Genomic DNA, 16594 nt, shown 5'->3' on the forward strand with positions numbered 1-16594 from the left:
CGAGCCTCCGGTCTTCGTTCGCTCCGGTCGGTCGTCGACGGGACGACGGTCGGGGACGGTGCCAACGCCGCGTCAAACCGGCCGTTCGTCGCCCGACGGCCGGAAAGGATAATTACGTGGCCGCCTTCGAAACGAAGGTTATCCGAGCTTCAGCATGAGGGTGACGGTCGAATGAGAGGCAACAGCGACCTTTCGCGACGCGGGCTCTTGCTCGTTCTCGTCGGCGTTCTGATCGTCGGCTCGACGTTCGGGGCGAGCTGGGCCCTCGCTCCGGACGTGGACCGGGTAGAGAGCCAAACGGACCCGAACACCACCACGCTCGTCGGCGTCCAGGGGCCGGGATGGGGCGGCAACGTCACCTCGCTGGACAACAACGGGACCGTGCAGTGGAGCGTCGGGGACGCGATCAGCTACCAGGACGTGTCACAGCTCGACAACGGAACCGTGTTGGCGACCTTCGCCGACAAGTACAGACGCTGTGGCCCGTACGAGCCGCCCTGCAAGCGTACCGGCGTTCGGTTCATCGACCCGGAGGCCGAGGACGGGGACGAGATAACGAGCGAGTGGAGCTATCCCGTCCGGACCCGGAAGGACAGCGAAGTCCACGACGCCGAACTGCTTCCCTCCGGCGAACTCCTCGTCGCGGACATGGAGTACGAGAGCATCTTCACGTACAACCTCTCGACCGACGAGCAGACGTGGGTCTGGAACGCCAGCCAGCGGTACGACGCGCCGCCGGACCCCACGAAGACCGACTGGCTCCACATCAACGACGTGGACCGCATCGGCGACGGTCGGTACCTCGTCTCGGTCCGGAACACGAACCAGCTCCTGATTCTCGAACGCGGCGAGGGCGTCGTCGAGGTGATAAACGAGGACCGCGACCCCTCGATTCTCGACAGCCAACACAACCCCCACTGGCTCGGGGACGGTGCGGTGGTCGTGGCGGACTCGGAGAACGACCGCGTCGTCGAACTACACCGCAACGAGTCGACGGGGCGCTGGGAGGTGGCCTGGACCGTCTACGAGGTCGGCGGAATCGCGCTCGACTGGCCGCGGGACGCGGACCGCCTGCCGAACGGCAACACCCTCATCACCGACAGCCGGAACAATCGCGTCGTCGAGATAACCCAGAACGGCAGCGTCGTCCGCAGCTACGACGTTCCGAGCCTGCCGTACGAGGCCGACCGGGTTCCGTACGGCGAGTCGTCCGGTGACCCCTACGGAACCCAGGGGCACGACGTCATCGGCGACCGCAATCTGAACGTTCCGGTACTGACGCCGCTTCTCACCGGCGTTCGCCACGTCGTGGCGCTCCCCTTCTGGGTCTCGGAACTCCACGTTCTCGTGACGCTGGTCGCCGCCGTCCTCTGGATTGCGGGCGGACTGCTGCTGGTGTTGGACCGGTAGCGCGGACGACTCCGGCGGCGGCCTCGCTGGGAGCGCGACGAGCGCAGGGGCGGACTGCGGACCTACCCGTCGCGGCCCAGACCGACGGGCAGGTGGTCCCGGACCGCCGTCACGGCGTCGGCCGGCCGTTCGAGCGCGAGTTCGGGAAGCCGGTACACCGGCGGGTCGACCATGGCGTCGAGCGCGCTCGGGTTGGTCCGCTCGGCGAGCGACGCGCCCGCGTAGTCGTTGAGCACGACGGCGAGAACGTCGACGCCGCGGCGGTCCAGCGCCTCGACCGTCAGCGCGCTGTGGTTCAGCGTTCCCAGTCCGGAGCGGGCGACGACCAGCGCCGGCAGGTCGAGGTCGGCGACCAGGTCGACCACCTCCCGGTCGTCGGCGAGCGGCACCCGGAGACCGCCGACGCCCTCGACGACGCCGGGGTCGGCCGCGGCGAGTTCGCGCTCGCAGTCGCCCAGGAGTTCGTCGTAGGAGAGCGCGACGCCTTCCTCCTCGGCGGCGACGGCGGGCGCGAGCGGGGGTTCGAGCCGCCGGAGGCAGACGCCCGCAGACTCCGTGCCGCAGGCGTCCCGCACGACGCCGGCGTCGTCGTCCGGGGGATAGCCCGTCTGGACCGGTTTGATTGCGACCGCCTCGCGACCCCGTTCCCGGAGTCGCCCGACGACTCCCGCCGTCACCACGGTCTTGCCGACGCCGGTACCGGTGCCGAGGACGGCGAGTCCGGACCGGGTCACGGCAGTCCGACCTCCCTCCCGGCGGACTCGAAGGCGTCGAGACACGCGTCGAGCGCCGCCTCGTCGTGGGTCGCCGTCGGTGCGACGCGTATCCGGCACGCGTCCGCCGGAACCGTCGGCGGTCGGATGGCGGGCGCGAGGACGTCCCGCGAGCGGAGCGCGTCGGCGAGCGCGACCGCGTCGGCGCGGTCGCCCACGAGCACCGGGAGGACGTGCGTCTCCCCGAGCACCTCGAAGCCGCGCTCGGTGAGGCCGTCGCGGAGGGACGCCGCGTTCCGGTGGAGGCGGTCGCGGCGGTCGGTCTCCCGTGCGATGCGCAGGCCCTCGCGGGCGGCGGCGGCCGCCGGCGGTGCCAGCCCCGTCGAGAAGACGAACGACCGGGCGGCGTTGACCAGATGCTCCACCAGCGTCTCGGAGCCGGCGACGAACCCGCCCTGCGCCCCGAGCGCCTTCGAGAGCGTCCCGAGCTGGACCTGCACGCGGTCTTCGAGCCCCCGCTCTCCCACGACGCCGCCGGGGTAGACGCCCGTCGCGTGCGCCTCGTCGACCATCACCCACGCGCCGTGGCGTTCGGCCGCCGCGCAGACGTCGTCGAGCGGTGCGACGTCGCCGTCCATGCTGAACACCGAGTCGGTCACCACCAGCCACGACTCGTCGGTCGCCGAGTCGTGCGCTCGCCGCGCCATCGCGGCTCGGAGGGCGTCCCCGTCGCAGTGGTCGTAGATCTCGACGTCGGCGTCGGAGAGGCGACAGCCGTCGACGATGGAGGCGTGGTTGAGTTCGTCGGAGAAGACGACGTCCGGGTCGAGCGCCGCGATGGTGCCGACGTTGGCGGCGTAGCCCGAGGAGAACGCGAGCGCTCGCTCCGCTCCCTTGGCGTCCGCCAGCGCCCGCTCCAGCCGTCGATGTGCGACGGTGTCGCCGGAGACCAGTCGGCTGGCTCCGGCCCCGACCCCCACGTCGGTGGCGGCGTCGGCGGCCGCGTCGGCCAGGCGGTCGTCGCCAGCCAGTCCGAGGTAGTCGTTGGCCGCGAACACGCGCAGTTCGTCGCTCCCCTCGGCGTCGAACGCCGGGACGCCGCCACCGGGGTCGGGTGCCGCCCTCGTCCGCGGTTCGACCGACTCGACGGGCCGGAGGTCCCGGCGGAGGCCCCGCCGTTCGCGCGTCTGGAGGCGCGCCGCGAGGTCGAACCCGCGGCGGCGCTCGGTGCGTTCGTCCGGCACGGCTCAGAATCCGGGCATGAGTTCGGCCGGTCCGTAGACGCCGTAGTCGCCGGTCCGGTTGCGCCTGACGGCAGCCTTGAGATAGCCCAGCGCGGGACCGTTGACGTTCGCCTCCATGCTCGTGTCGTCGTCGAGTTCGAACGTGTTCGTCCCGACCTCGCCGTCGAACGTCCGGCCGGTCACCGCGACGGTCGTCGTCGTCGGTTTCTCGTCGTTCCGGAGGTCGAGGACCCCGCCGACGGTGACGTCCTCGGCGTCGCAGATGCCCGCGCGCTCCAGGAGGACGTCGTCGGCGTGCTCCATGTCCTCGAACTCCAGGACGCCGTCGTTGGCGTCGATTATCTCCGCTATCTCCTCGTCGGTGAGGTTGCGCGCCGCTTCGACGTCGTAGCCGTCGAGGTGGGCGATGTCCTCCCGGACGGTGCCGCGGTTGTCCTCGTAACCGGACTTGAGACCGACGCCCCACCGGATGTCGACCGACTCGACCTCGACGAACGACTGTGCGGCGAGCGCCGCCGCGCCGGTGAGGAACCCGGGCGTCGCGCCCGCGCCGCAGACGAAGGTGATGCCCGACTCCCGGAGCGTCTCCTCGCGGTCGTCGAGCATGCCGATGACGCGGGACCGCTTGAGCACGTCGACGAGGACGCCCTCGTAGCCGGCGTCGGCGAAGCGCTCCGCGACCCGCGGGATGAAGTCGTGTTCGAGGTTCGGGAGCGCGACGAGCACCGCGTCGACGGCCTCGCGTTCCGCGATGACGTCGTCGATGGGCGTCTCCGTGGGCGTCGCCTGCGCCGAGGCGACGACGCCGCTCTCCGCGCCGTGTTCCTTGGTCGCTCCGCCGGCGTCGGCGGTGGCGGTCCCGCCGTCGCTGGCGACGTTCCCCTCCGTGGCAGCGAGCAGTTCGTCCACGTCGAGGCCGTCGTGGTCGACGGCGACCCCGTGGCGGTCGCACGCCGCGACCGGCGTCAGGTCGTCCTTGTCCGCGGAGACTTCGAGCGCTCTACGTCCGATACCACCGGTGCCGAGAACGGCGAACGTGATGTCTTGCATTGCTGTCGTATCCTGGTCAGTCGTTCGTCGATTCCGTACTGCTCGCGGCCGCGCCGACCGCCGCGTCGGCGTCGTCCGTGCCGTCGGCGCGCGCTTTCAGCTCCGCCGGGTCGAAGTCGTTGACGGCCGTGTTCGGCTCCAGCCCGGCCCGTTCTATCGTCCGGATGTCCTCGGCGGCCGACTGGCCCTCCGTCGTCAGGTAGTCGCCCGTGAGGACGCCGTCGGCTCCCGCCTCGAAGGGCAGGTGCTCCTCGCCGTCGGCGAAGTTGACCTCCCGACCGCCGGTCAGGCGGACCCGCGCGTGGGGGTGGAGCAGCCGGTACACCGCGATGGTCTTGACGGTCTCCTCGGTGGAGATGAGCGCCTCGTCGCGGTCGCCCAGCGCCGTCCCCTCGACGGGGTTCAGGACGTTCACGGGCAGCGAGGAGACGCCAACGTCCTGGAGCGCGATGGCGGCGTCGACGCGGTCGGTCGGCGACTCGCCCATGCCGAGGATGACGCCGGCACAGAGGTCCATGCCGGCCTCCTTCGCTATCTCGAGCGTTCGCACCCTGTCCTCGAACGAGTGCGTCGAGACGATTTCGGGGAAGAAGCGCGGCGAGGTCTCGACGTTGTGATTGTAGTGGTCGACCCCCTCGGACGCGAGGACGTCGGCTTCCTCCTCCGTGAGGATGCCGAGCGAAGCGTCGACCGCCACGTCGGTCTCGTCCCGGACGAGGCGGACGGCGCGGACGACCTCCGCCCACTCCTCCGGGCGTTTCTCCTTCGAAACGCCCTTCTCCGCGACGACGATGCCGAACCGCTGTGCGCCGTCGCGTTCGGCCTGCTTCGCCGCGTCCAGAATCTCCTCCGGGTCGAGAAAGTCGTAGGTGTCGATGCCGGTGTCGAAGTGGACCGACTGGGCGCAGAACCCGCAGTCCTCCGCGCAGTTGCCCGCCTTCGCGTTGACGATGGAGCAGGCGTCGACGGTGCCGTCGCCCAGTCGCGCCCGGACGTGGTCCGCTCCCTCCGCGAGCGGTGCGACCGGCTGGGCCATCAGCGCCAGGCCGTCGCGTCGGTCGAGGGTCTCTCCCTCCAGGACGCGAGCGACGGCGCGGTCGACGGTGCGATTTCCAGTCTCGTGAACCACGCTAGCCAAGCCGGTTGACGAGACAATTAAAATTTGTGACCGCGGTCGCGGGAACTACCCGGCGGTCAGGAGCAGTCGAGGTCGGACGGCGCGGCGTCGACGACGGCGACGTCGAATCCGTCGACCGTCGAACCGCCGACGACGAACTCCGTCCCGGCGGGGACGGAGACGTCGACGGGGTCGCCGCCGAAGTTGGTGACCCAGGTGAAACCGTCGCGCTCGGCGACCCTGACCAACTCCGGGAGGCGACCCGTCCGCCGGACGCCCGCCGCGTCGAGGGCGTCCGAGACGAGCGCGTCCGCCAGTTCCGGTTCCGGCCAGACGCCGCAGTAGGTGACCGCACCGTCGCCGACGTCGCGTTCGACGACCGCCGGTCGGCCGTCGGCGACGCCACTCTCGTGGGTCGCGACGGCGCGGGCGTCGCCGGGGGCGAGCCACTCCGCCCAGGTCCGGTAGTCGTACGAGACCCCGTCGTACTCGACGCGCGTCTCGACCGGTTCGGGGAGGCTCTCGTGCTGGTCGACGGTCGCGCCCACGAGGTCGGCCAGCGGACCGGGTGCGGGCGCGTCGTGCAGCTTGTTCGCGGGGTCTTTCGGGCCGGTCCTGGCCCCGAAGAGGACGCGACCGCCGGCCGCGACGTACTCCCGGAGCGCGGCGGCGCGCGACTCGTCGACGAGGTGGAGGGCAGGTGCGACGACGAGGGCGTAGTCGGAGAGGTCGGCGTCCGGGTGGACGACGTCGGCCTGGACGCCGTGTCGCCGGACGGCCCCGTAGTACGCCCGGAGATGCGCCCAGTAGTTCCAGTCGGGCGAGTGGGGCTGTATCTCCGTCGCCCAGAGGTTCTCGTAGTCGTGCAGGACGGCGACGGGCGCGTCGACGGGGTCGAGGTCGAACAGTTCGTCGGCGGCCCGCGCGGCCTCGTGGTAGCCCCGGTCGGGCGACCCGTCGGCCTTCCGGAGGCCGGCGTGGTACTGCTCCTGTCCCTGGCGGCAGCGCCGCCACCGGAAGTAGAGGACGGCGTCGGCCCCGTGCGCGACGGCGTGGTGCGCCCAGAGCCGCATCGCGCCGTCGGCGGGCTGGGGAGCGTGCGGCGGCCAGTTCACGTCGCCCGGCTGCTGTTCCATCACCCAGAACGGCGTCTCCGGCCCGCGGTAGAGGTCGTGGTTCATCCCGACCTCGTCGGGGTCGCCGGCCCGGAGTTCGTCCGCGGTGGGGTCGCCCTGCCGGCGGTCCTGCACGAACCCGGTCGGGTAGGAGTCCCACGCGAGGAAGTCGAGGTCGTCGGCCAGCGCGTGGGCGTCGAGACCGGCGAAGTCGCCCATGAAGTTGTGGGTGACGAACCAGTCGTCGTTCGCCTCGCGGACGAGGTCCGCGTGGAGGCGGTTGTACTCGGCGACGCTGTCGCTGGCGAAGCGGTAGTAGTCGAGCAGCCGGGAGGGGTGCTGTTCCGCTGGCGTGGGCCGGGGGGGTTCGACGGCCGCGAACGAGTCGTACTGCTGGCTCCAGAACGTGGTCCCCCACGCGGCGTTCAGGTCCGCGACGGACCCGTACTTCTCGCGGAGCCAGTCGCGGAAGGCGTCGGCGCAGTCGTCGCAGTAGCACCGCACGGTGTCGTGACAGCCGAACTCGTTGTCGGTCTGCCATCCGACCACGCGGGGGTCGTCGGCGTAGCGCTCCGTGAACCGCCGGACGATTCGCTCGGTCTCCTGCCGGTACGCGTCGGAGTTGAAGCAGGTGAAGCGGCGGCTCCCCCAGTTGCGGGTGGTGCCGTCGCGGTCGACCTGCAGTATCTCCGGCCGTTCGTCGACGAGCCACTTCGGCGGGGTGGCCGTCGGCGTGCAGAGGACCGCCTGCATGCCGTACTCGCCGACGAGTTCGACGGCCGCGTCGAGCCACTCGAAGTCGAACTCGCCGCGGGCGGGTTCGACCCGCCCCCACGAGAACTCTGCCATGCGGACGTACTCGACGCCCGCCTCGGCCATCTGTTCGACGTCGCGCTCCCAGCGTTCGCGGGGCCAGTGTTCGGGGAAGTAGCAGACTCCTGTCGTCATGGTTCGATTGTGTGGGTCATGAGTCGTCGAAGGTCAGTGCGTTCTCGCCCGGGTCGAGGACGACGTCGGCCACCGAGCGCCCGTCCTCGCGGGACAACCCGGACGGCGCGGTGACGACGGCCGTCTGCGGGCGAGATGCGTCGAGGGTCACCGAGAGGGTTCCGTCGTCCCAGTCGACCGTCGTCACCTGCGCGGCCAGGCCGGCGAGGTGGTCGGTACCGATCAGTTGCGGGCGGTCGCGGGCCGGAGTGAGGTGTACCAGCAGACAACCGTGGGCGGCCACCTCGCGTTCGACCGGGCCGGTGCCGCGGTAGGCGCGTTCGAACGCGTCCCAGACGTGGGCGTTCCCGAGTCCGTGCTCCGCCGGGTCGACGCGCAGCGTCCGGGCGTCGTCGGCCCAGTTGAACGCGGCGACCGCGAGCGCGCCGTCGGCCGACCGCTCGGTGACGACCTGCGTCGGCAGTTCGCGGTCGCCGACGTCGAGGACGTGTCCCCTCTCGACCGGCGGGAGGGACCGCTCGATTAGTTCGCGGCCGTCGTCGCCGACGTCGGCCATCCGGTCGCTGACGACGTTCGACCCGCCGAGCAGCGCGACGACGGCGGCGAACGACCGCCGCTCGGCGAGCGACAGGTCGGTCGTCTCGCGGACGAGTTGACAGTCCGGGTCCGCCAGCCAGAGCCGGCGGTGGGTCCACTGGCGGTTGAGGACGTTGCGGACGGCGTTCTCGTGGGCGGGCTGGCTCGCCGGGTCGGCCCGCCAGTGCGGCGCGGTGTCGGGGCCGACCCGCATGGCGTCGACGAGGCCGACGCTCTGACCCTGCAACGCCCCGCAGCCGAGCAGGAACGTCTCCGGTCCGACGGCGTCGCGGACGGTCCGCAGTCCGCGGCGATACGCCTCCGCCCGGGTCACGTCCTCGTATCGGTCGCCCGGGAGGGCGGCCGCGTAGAGGAAGTCGAGCTTGAGGTAGTCGAACCCCCACTCGTCGACGACCGTCTCGAACGTCTCCCGGAGCCACGCCCGGGCCTCCGGATGCGTCGTGTCGAGCGCGTACATCGGCCCGTGCCGCGGCCCGGCGTCGACCGGGTCGCCGTCCTCGGTCACCAGCCACTCGGGGTGGTCGGCGGCGAGCGCCGCGTCCGACTGGACGTAGAACGGCGCCAGCCAGAGCCCCGGCGTGTGGCCCGCTTCTCGAACGTCCTCGACGAGCGCCGCGACGTCGTCGAACCCGTCCGCGAGCGTTCGCCAGTCGCCGAAGGCGGTCTGGTAGCCGTCGTCCAGCTGGACGACGTCCAGCGGCACGTCCCAGTCGTCGAGCGCGTCGACGGTCTCCCGAACGTCGTCCGCCGTGACGTCGGTGAAGTAGTGGTACCACGAGCACCAGCCCGTCGGAGCGTCGTCGGGCACCCGGGCGTCCATCCGCTCGGCGGTCGCCGCCGCGAGGCCGTCCAGCGCGTCTCCCAGGTCTCGCGTGGCGTCGATTCGCAGCGCCGGCAGGACGACGCGTTCTCCAGCGTCGACGGTCGTCGCGTCGCCGGGACAGACGGCGTCGACCCGGCGGACGCCGTCCTCGTCGTGGGCGACGTCGAACCGCGAGACGAACCGCGAGTGGTCGAGGAACCCCAGCGTGAGCGGGCGGCCCTCGCCCAGCAGCGCCGTCACGCTGTGGGAGGCACCCCTGGGGGCGGTCAGGTCGCGCATCTGCGGTTCGTTCTCCTCCGGCGGGAAGCGGTCGCCGACGGGGAGCGTCGCCGTCGGCGTCCAGGACTGGTACCCGTGCCGGTAGCGGCAGGCGCGGGGTCCGTGCGTCGGCGCCGTCGCGTCCGCCAGCGGCCGCAGGTCGCCCAGGACGGCCGCGCCGTCGCGGGGAGCGCGCAGCGACACGCGCACGTCGACGTGACCGTCGCCCGCGTCGAGGTCGACCGTCGTCTCCCACGCGCTCTCGTGGACCACGCGGGCGGTCCCGTCGGACGCGTCGACGGTCGCCTCCCCGGTCGCCGGCAGCGTCTCGCCCCCGACGTCGAGGTCCAGGCGTCCGTCCAGCAGCGTCTCGCCGTCCCGCTCGACGACGAGGCGACGCTCGGCCGGTCGGTACTCGACCGCCGTGTCGCCACCCGTAACGCGGACGGTCATCGGTCCTCGCCCTCCCCCCGTCGTTCGCGGTAGTCCGGTGGTGCGTCGTCCTCGAACCGACGGACGCCACCGTCGGCGGCGCTCGCGGGCGGGCGTTCCGACACGGTCACCACTCCGCGACGCTGCCGTCCTCGTGTCGCCAGACGGGATTGTGCCAGTCGACGTCGCCCGCCTTCGCCCGGACGTGTCGCTCGTCGACGTCGATGCCGAGGCCGGGCCCGTCGGGCAGGTCGACGTAGCCGTCGCGGTACTCGAACACCGAGGCGTCCGCGAGGTAGTCGAGGACGTCGCTCGTCTCGTTGTAGTGGATGTCGAGGCTCTGCTCCTGGATGAGGGCGTTCGGGGCCACGGCGTCGACCTGGATGCAGGACGCCAGCGCGATGGGGCCGAGCGGACAGTGCGGCGCCATCGCCACGTCGTACGTCTCGGCCATGTCGGCTATCTTCTTCACCTCGGTGATGCCGCCGGCGTGACTCAGGTCCGGCTGGATGACGTCGACGCTCCCGTCCTCGAAGACCTCCTTGAAGTCCCACCGACTGAACATGCGCTCGCCGGTCGCGATGGGGATGGTCGTGTGGCTGGCGATTTCGGGCAGCACGTCGTTGTGCTCCGGCAGGACCGGCTCCTCGATGAACATCGGCTCGTGCGGTTCCAGCGCCTTCGCGAGTCGCTTGGCCATCGGCTTCGAGACGCGGCCGTGGAAGTCGACGCCCACGTCGACGTCGTCGTCGACCGCGTCGCGGACCGCCGCCAGCCGGGCCACGGCCTCGTCGACGGCCGCGGGGGAGTCGATGCGCCGCAGTTCGGCCGTGGCGTTCATCTTCAGCGCCGTGAACCCCTCGTCGACCTTCTCGCGGGCGGCCTCGGCGACGTTCTCGGGGCGGTCGCCGCCGACCCACTGGTAGACGCGGATGCGGTTCCGGGCCTGCCCGCCGAGCAGTTCGTAGACGGGTGCGTCGAACCGCTTGCCCTTGATGTCCCAGAGCGCCTGGTCGATGCCAGCGATGGCCGACATGAGGACGGGGCCGCCGCGGTAGAAGCCGCCCCGGTACATCGTCTGCCAGTGGTCCTCGATTCGACCGGGGGGCTTCCCGAGCAGGTAGGTGTCGAGCAGTTCTTCGACGGCGGCGCGGACGGTGTGCGCCCGCCCCTCGACGACCGGTTCGCCCCAGCCGACGAGGCCGTCGCTCGTCTCCAGACGGAGGAACAGCCAGCGCGGCGGGACCTCGTAGAGGTCGTAGTCGACGATACGGTCGGTCACGCCGACTCACCCTCCGTGTGGGCGTAGTCTCCCACCGTCGCGCTCACGTCGGCCGTCTTCGTCTTCAGCGCCTCCCCCGTCTCCGGGTCGAAGAGGTACAGCGAGTCCTCGTCGAAGGTGAAACGGACCGTCTGGCCGGTCGTCGGACGGAGTCCGCTCTCGATGCGCGCCGTCAACTCGCGGTCGCCGAGCGTCGCGTAGAGGAAGTTCTCGTTCCCCATCGGCTCGACGACGGACGCCTCGGCGGCGTTGCCGCCGGATTCGACGAGGCGGATGTCCTCCGGTCGGACGCCGACGCGAACGCGGTCGTACCCGTCGACCCACGACGGGTCGTCGAGTCGGTACTCGAAGTCTCCGGGGCCGCGGAGCGTCCCGCCGGAGACGTCGGCGGTGAAGAGGTTGATGCTCGGCGAGCCGATGAAGTTCGCGACGAACTCGTTGGTCGGAGAGGCGTACACCTCCTCGGCCGTGCCGACCTGCTGGAGTTCGCCGTCGTTCATCACCGCGATGCGGTCCCCCATCGCCATCGCTTCCGTCTGGTCGTGCGTGACGTACATCGTCGTTACGTCGAGGTCGTGCTGGAGCTCCTGTAACTCTGTCCGCATCTCCGACCGGAGTTTGGCGTCGAGGTTCGACAGCGGTTCGTCCATCAGGAACACCTCGGGCTCCCGGATGATGGCGCGGCCGAGCGCGACGCGCTGTTGCTGGCCGCCGGAGAGGTCGCGCGGGCGCTTGTCGAGGAGGTCCGAGATGCCGAGCATCTCGGCGGTCGACTCGACGCGCTCGCGGATGTCGGCCGACGTGCGCTTCGAGGACAGCTTCAGGCCGAAGCCGATGTTCTTGCGGACGTTCATGTGCGGATAGAGCGCGTAGTTCTGGAACACCATCGCGACGTCCCTGTCGCGCGCCCTGCGGTCGGTCACGTCGTCGTCGTCGAACAGGATGTGTCCGCTCGTGACCTCTTCGAGGCCGGCGACGCAGCGAAGGGTCGTCGTCTTCCCGCAGCCCGACGGGCCGACGAGGACGAGAAACTCCCCGTCTTCGACCGTGAGGTCGACGTCGTTCACGGCGGTGAGAAGGCTACCGTCGTCGAGTTCGAACTGTTTCCGTAGGTCTTCGATGTTGATTTCTGCCATGTAGTATCACTCCTTGACCGAACCGGCGAGGATGCCGCTGACGAAGTACTTCTGGAGGAAGAGGAAGAGCAGGAATATCGGCACGATAGAGAGCCCCGCGGCGACCATGATCTGGTCGTAGTAGACGCGCTGTGCGCCGACGAGGTCGCTGATGGCGACCGGAATCGTGTACTTGTCCTGGCTCAGGATGACCAGCGGGAACAGGAAGAGGTTCCACTGGAAGAGAAAGAGGACGATGGCGAGCGCCGCCAGCGACGACTTCATCGTCGGCAGCGCCACCCGGTAGAACACCTGGAACTCCGTCGCCCCGTCCATGCGCGCGGACTCGAGCAGGGCATCCGGAATCGACCGCATGTTCTGTCGCATGAGGAAGATGCCGAGGGGGTTCGCCGCCCACGGCAGGATGATGGCCCAGTAGGTGTTCGTCATGTCGAACCGCGACATCAGCAGGAACAGCGGGATGACCAGCAACTGGATGGGGAGGACGAGCGTCGCCAGGATGGTGTAGAAGATGGGCTCTTTGTAATCGAACTCGTATTTCGCGAATGCGAACCCGCCCATCGAGCACAGGAGCAGCGACAGGAGCGTGTACACCGCCCCCACGAGGATGCTGTTGCCGACGGCGGCGACGAACCCGAACTCGTACCCGAGGAACTCCGTGGCGGAGCGCTGCTGGAGCGCCCGGAAGTTCTCCATGAACTGGGTGACGGACCCGGGGACGACCCGGGGGTCGCTCGCGGCCGCGAGGAACGCCTGCTCCTCGAGCGTCGCCGCGACGACGATCCAGTACAGCGGGACGATGGTGACGAGCACCGCCACGAGCAGGAACGCGTACGTGACGAGCTTCCATCCGAACTCGCGCTGGTGGTCACGCATCGTCACCACCTCCGTCGCCGACGGCCTTGATCTGGAAGATCGAGAGGGTGCTCACGACGGCGATGAGCACCCAGGTCAGCGCGCTCGCGTACCCGAGCTGGAACTGGACGAACGCCATCTCGTAGATGTACTGGACGATGGTGCGCGTCGCTTCGGCCGACGCGCCCGCCTCGCTCACGATGAGCGGCTCGGAGAACAGCTTGAACGTCCCGATGGTCGAGGTGACCGCGACGAACAGCAGGACGGGCTTGAGCTGCGGGAGCGTCACGTACCGGAACTTCTCGAACCGGTTCGCCCCGTCGATTTCGGCGGCCTCGTACAGCTGCTCGGGGACGTTCTGGAGCCCAGCGAGCAGGATTATCATGTTGTAGCCGGTCCACCGCCAGGTGACGGCACCGACGACGGTCATCCGCGACCAGAACTCGCTCTGGAACCACGGAATCGGGCCGATTCCCACGAGACCGAGCGCGTAGTTCACCAGCCCGTGCTGTTGCATGAGCAGGACGAAGACGGTCGCGTACGCGACGAGGTTCGCCGAGACCGGAAGGGCGAGCGTGGTGCGGAAGACGCCCCGGAGCTTGACGAACGAGGCGTCGAGCGCCACGGCGAGCGAGAGGGCGATGGCTATCATCAGCGGCACCTGCACGAGCAGGATGAACACGGTGTTGTACATCGCCTGGTGGAACTGGCCGTCGCCGAGGAGCCGCGCGTAGTTCGCCAGTCCGACGAACTCGAGGTTCGAAATCGACGTTATCTGCATGCCGATGCCGGGAATCGTGAAGAGCACCGTCCCGCCGACGCCCTCGAACTGGAAGAACGAGAGGTAGACGGTGTAGATGATGGGGAACGCGAGGAACACCGCGAACAGCACGAAGAAGGGCAGGAGAAAGACGTACGGCACTCCCCTGAACTCCGGCAGGCGCTCGGTGAGACGCTGGCGTCTCCACCTGAATCTGTCCACCAACTCGTCCCGGTAGGGCGTCATCCGCGTGCCCGCTGTTTCGTCCGTTTGAGACATAGAGATAGTGTCGAAAGTGCGGTCTCAGGCTATCTCGCGATCGGTGCGGTCGGCTACCTGTTTCGCCGCCTTCTCGACGGCTTTCTTCGGCGAGAGCTTCCCGCCCATCATGCTCTTGAAGTGAGTGTTGATAGCTTTCGTGACCTCCGGCGTGTCGGTCGTGTAGCGGTACGGTTTGATGTTCGGCGCGAGGTTGGCGAACATGCGACCGGCGCTCTGTCCGCCCAGGAACTCGTGGCCGGCGTCGAAGGCGTCGCTCTCGTAGGCCGGCTTGTACGCGGGGAAGATGCCGTACTCCCTGTACATCTTGACCTGTCGCTTCTTGCTCGCGAGCGAGTACTTCATGTAGTCCCAGGCGCGGTTGGCCTTCGCGTCGCTGACCTGGTCGGCGATGACGAGGTTCGACCCGCCCCAGTTGGTCGCGCGGCTACCGCCCTTCTCGAACGCCGGCGGTTTCATGACGCGCCACTTGCCGGACGTGTCCGGCAACTCCGACTTCAGGGTGCCCTCCATCCACGCGCCGGCGCTGAGCGAAGCGATGGACCCGTTCTTGAACGCGGAGAACCACGCGCTCGACCACGACGCCTTGTTGTCGGTGATGCCGGCGTCGCGCAGGCGCTTGAGGTTGCGCGCCACGCGCACGCTCTTGTCGTTGTTGAACGCTATCTTGCCGTCCTTCGCGAACGGCTGTCCGCCAAGCTGGCGGTACTGCATCCGCCAGAGACCGTCGTAGTCGTTCGAGGGGATGTTGACCATCGCCACGTCGTCGGGGAGCTTCTTGCCCTCCTCGATGAACTGCTCCCAGGTCTCGACGCCGTCCAGGTTCACGTCGTGTTCGTCGAGGACGTCCTTCCGGTAGAACGTCCCGACGGGGCCGATGTCCCACGGTAGCGCGTAGGTCTTCCCGTCTTTCGACAGCGGTCCCCACTTGCCCGAGACGAACTTCTTCCTGACGTCCTTTTTCAGCCACTGGGAGACGTCCCGGAGTCCGTTCGTGTCCACCCAGGCCGCCGCGTCGACGCTCTCCATCGTTGCGACGGCGGGCGCTCCGGCCCCCGCGAGGAGCTTGGACTTGTACTTGTCCTTCATGTCGGAGCGACCGATCTGTTTGACGTTGACGGTGCCGTCGCGGTTCTTCTGGTAGGATTTGGCGGTAATCTCGAGGGACTTCGCCGCCACGTCCCAGCTCCAGGCGGTGATGGAGTCGGCTTTCTTCTGCTTGCCACCGCTACCGCCACCACCGCCGATGCAACCCGCCAGGGCCGCTGCGCCCGCCACACCGGCGCTCTTCAGCACGTTTCGTCGGTTCGTACCGTGTCTGTCACCCGTCATGATGCGAGATATCATAGAACAACAAGCTAGAAGACTTAGTTCTTTGGGTCAAATGGGGGCTTTTGCGAGAGTTAGTAGCTCATTACCAAATTAACCGATGATACTAAGAGAAAGTAAAGAAACGACGAACAGGCCCCGAAATACAGCCCTGTTCACTATCGGTGAACGAAACTCTCACGCCTCATCGGCTCTCCGCCGAACCCTGAAAGGAAATAGGGAGTAAGAGACGTTCTATGGGGGGACGAGGCGAATCGTGGTTCTGGACGGTGCCGAGCGAGTATAATGAACTATCACGACAGTCTGTTCAGCGTGGGTGAACGAACTTTTTGTATCTGCGCGGTCACCCGTGGAGTATGGCGGAGTATCCCGTCGGCGCGACCGCAAGAACGTTCGAAGTCATCGAAGCGCTCGCGACGCTCGAACAGGCAGGCGTCACCGAGCTCGCAGACCGTCTCGGCTGTTCGAAAGGTAGCGTCCACAACCACCTCGCGACGCTCGAACGGCTCGGGTACGTCGTCCGGCAGGACGGACGGTACCGCCTCGGACTGCGATTCCTCGAACTCGGCACCAGGGTCCGAGACGACGATACGCTGTATCACGTCGCCCGACCGGAGATAGAGCGTCTCGCGAACGCTAGCGGCGAGGCCGCGAGCCTCGTCGTCGAAGAGGGCGGAGAAGCCGTCTTCCTCTACCGGGCAGGCGACGGTGCGGACTCGGCTCTCCGGGAGGGGAGCCGCGTCCCCGTCCACGCCTGTGCGGCGGGGAAGGCCATCCTCGCCCACCGTCCGCGGGAAGCGGTCGACGCCCTCCTCGACGACGAACTGGCCGAACCGACCGACCGGACGATAGCGAACCGCCCGGCGCTGACCCGGGAACTTCAGACCGTCCGTGACCAGGGTCTGGCGTTCGACCGAGGGGAACTCGCCACCGACAGGCGGGCCGTCGCAGCACCTATCGTGACCGACGACGGCCACGCCGTCGGCGCTGTAACCGTCGCCGGGGAGTCTCCCGGCATGAGCGGAAAACGCCTCGAAGAGGACATGCCGGGGCTCGTTCTCAGCGCCGCGAACAGCCTCACGGTCGAGCAGGTCACGACCGAATAACGGCGTTCACCGACGGTGAACAACCGCTGAAATGGCGATGTCAGCGGCCGAAAGCGGTCTTTTCAGCTCTGTCTCGACGGTGCGTTCGAGTTGGACGCCGGATGCGTTCACCTTCGGTGAACGGCCTGTGTCGGCGAAAC

General features: G+C 68.9%; 13 protein-coding genes. 2 read left to right on the plus strand and 11 right to left on the minus strand.

Translation table 11 applies throughout. The features are described from left to right. Nucleotides 1-171: 171 nt before the first annotated feature. Nucleotides 172-1410, plus strand: coding sequence for a hypothetical protein (locus ACTF4R_RS12465; protein ID WP_440008214.1), 1239 nt, complete (start codon nt 172-174; stop codon nt 1408-1410). Nucleotides 1411-1472: 62 nt separating this feature from the next. On the opposite strand, the gene bioD is transcribed toward ACTF4R_RS12465, so the two are convergent. From bioD to ACTF4R_RS12520, 11 genes are all read right to left on the minus strand, one after another. Further along, nucleotides 1473-2144: a dethiobiotin synthase gene (bioD, locus tag ACTF4R_RS12470; protein ID WP_440008216.1), complete on the minus strand. Its 672-nt coding sequence runs from the start codon at nt 2142-2144 to the stop codon at nt 1473-1475. Continuing rightward, nucleotides 2141-3367, minus strand: a complete 1227-nt coding sequence (locus ACTF4R_RS12475; RefSeq protein ID WP_440008217.1) for an aminotransferase class I/II-fold pyridoxal phosphate-dependent enzyme — start codon at nt 3365-3367, stop codon at nt 2141-2143. The genes bioD and ACTF4R_RS12475 overlap by 4 nt, the downstream gene beginning before the upstream one ends. 3 nt (nt 3368-3370) lie before the next feature. Beyond that, nucleotides 3371-4417: a (S)-8-amino-7-oxononanoate synthase BioU gene (gene bioU, locus ACTF4R_RS12480; RefSeq protein WP_440008219.1), complete on the minus strand. Its 1047-nt coding sequence runs from the start codon at nt 4415-4417 to the stop codon at nt 3371-3373. Nucleotides 4418-4433: 16 nt separating this feature from the next. Beyond that, nucleotides 4434-5546 (minus strand): biotin synthase BioB, encoded by a 1113-nt coding sequence (gene bioB, locus ACTF4R_RS12485; protein WP_440008220.1) that lies wholly within the window; start codon nt 5544-5546, stop codon nt 4434-4436. Between the two features lie 65 nt (nt 5547-5611). Then, nucleotides 5612-7597: a beta-galactosidase gene (locus ACTF4R_RS12490; RefSeq protein WP_440008221.1), complete on the minus strand. Its 1986-nt coding sequence runs from the start codon at nt 7595-7597 to the stop codon at nt 5612-5614. A 16-nt stretch (nt 7598-7613) separates the two neighbouring features. Further along, nucleotides 7614-9728, minus strand: a complete 2115-nt coding sequence (locus ACTF4R_RS12495; protein WP_440008222.1) for an alpha-galactosidase — start codon at nt 9726-9728, stop codon at nt 7614-7616. Nucleotides 9729-9834: 106 nt separating this feature from the next. Further along, the gene (gene dgoD, locus ACTF4R_RS12500) at nt 9835-10989 is read right to left on the minus strand and encodes a galactonate dehydratase (RefSeq protein WP_440008223.1); all 1155 of its coding nucleotides are present in this window, start codon (nt 10987-10989) and stop codon (nt 9835-9837) included. Then, nucleotides 10986-12125 carry an ABC transporter ATP-binding protein gene (locus tag ACTF4R_RS12505; RefSeq protein ID WP_440008224.1) on the minus strand — a complete coding sequence of 380 codons (1140 nt, stop codon included), beginning with the start codon at nt 12123-12125 and terminating at the stop codon, nt 10986-10988. The genes dgoD and ACTF4R_RS12505 overlap by 4 nt, the downstream gene beginning before the upstream one ends. A gap of 6 nt (nt 12126-12131) precedes the next feature. Next, on the minus strand, nt 12132-13001 hold the full coding sequence (locus ACTF4R_RS12510) for a carbohydrate ABC transporter permease (RefSeq protein ID WP_440008225.1): 870 nt from the start codon (nt 12999-13001) through the stop codon (nt 12132-12134). After that, nucleotides 12994-13986 (minus strand): carbohydrate ABC transporter permease, encoded by a 993-nt coding sequence (locus ACTF4R_RS12515; protein ID WP_440008493.1) that lies wholly within the window; start codon nt 13984-13986, stop codon nt 12994-12996. The genes ACTF4R_RS12510 and ACTF4R_RS12515 overlap by 8 nt, the downstream gene beginning before the upstream one ends. A gap of 57 nt (nt 13987-14043) precedes the next feature. After that, nucleotides 14044-15351, minus strand: coding sequence for an ABC transporter substrate-binding protein (locus ACTF4R_RS12520; protein ID WP_440008226.1), 1308 nt, complete (start codon nt 15349-15351; stop codon nt 14044-14046). Nucleotides 15352-15704: 353 nt separating this feature from the next. On the opposite strand from ACTF4R_RS12520, the gene ACTF4R_RS12525 reads away from it, so the two are divergent. Beyond that, nucleotides 15705-16454: an IclR family transcriptional regulator gene (locus ACTF4R_RS12525; RefSeq protein WP_440008227.1), complete on the plus strand. Its 750-nt coding sequence runs from the start codon at nt 15705-15707 to the stop codon at nt 16452-16454. The last annotated feature ends 140 nt before the right edge of the window (nt 16455-16594 follow it).

The sequence above is a fragment of the Halomicrococcus pelagicus genome (assembly GCF_051917725.1).
Lineage (GTDB): Archaea > Halobacteriota > Halobacteria > Halobacteriales > Haladaptataceae > Halomicrococcus.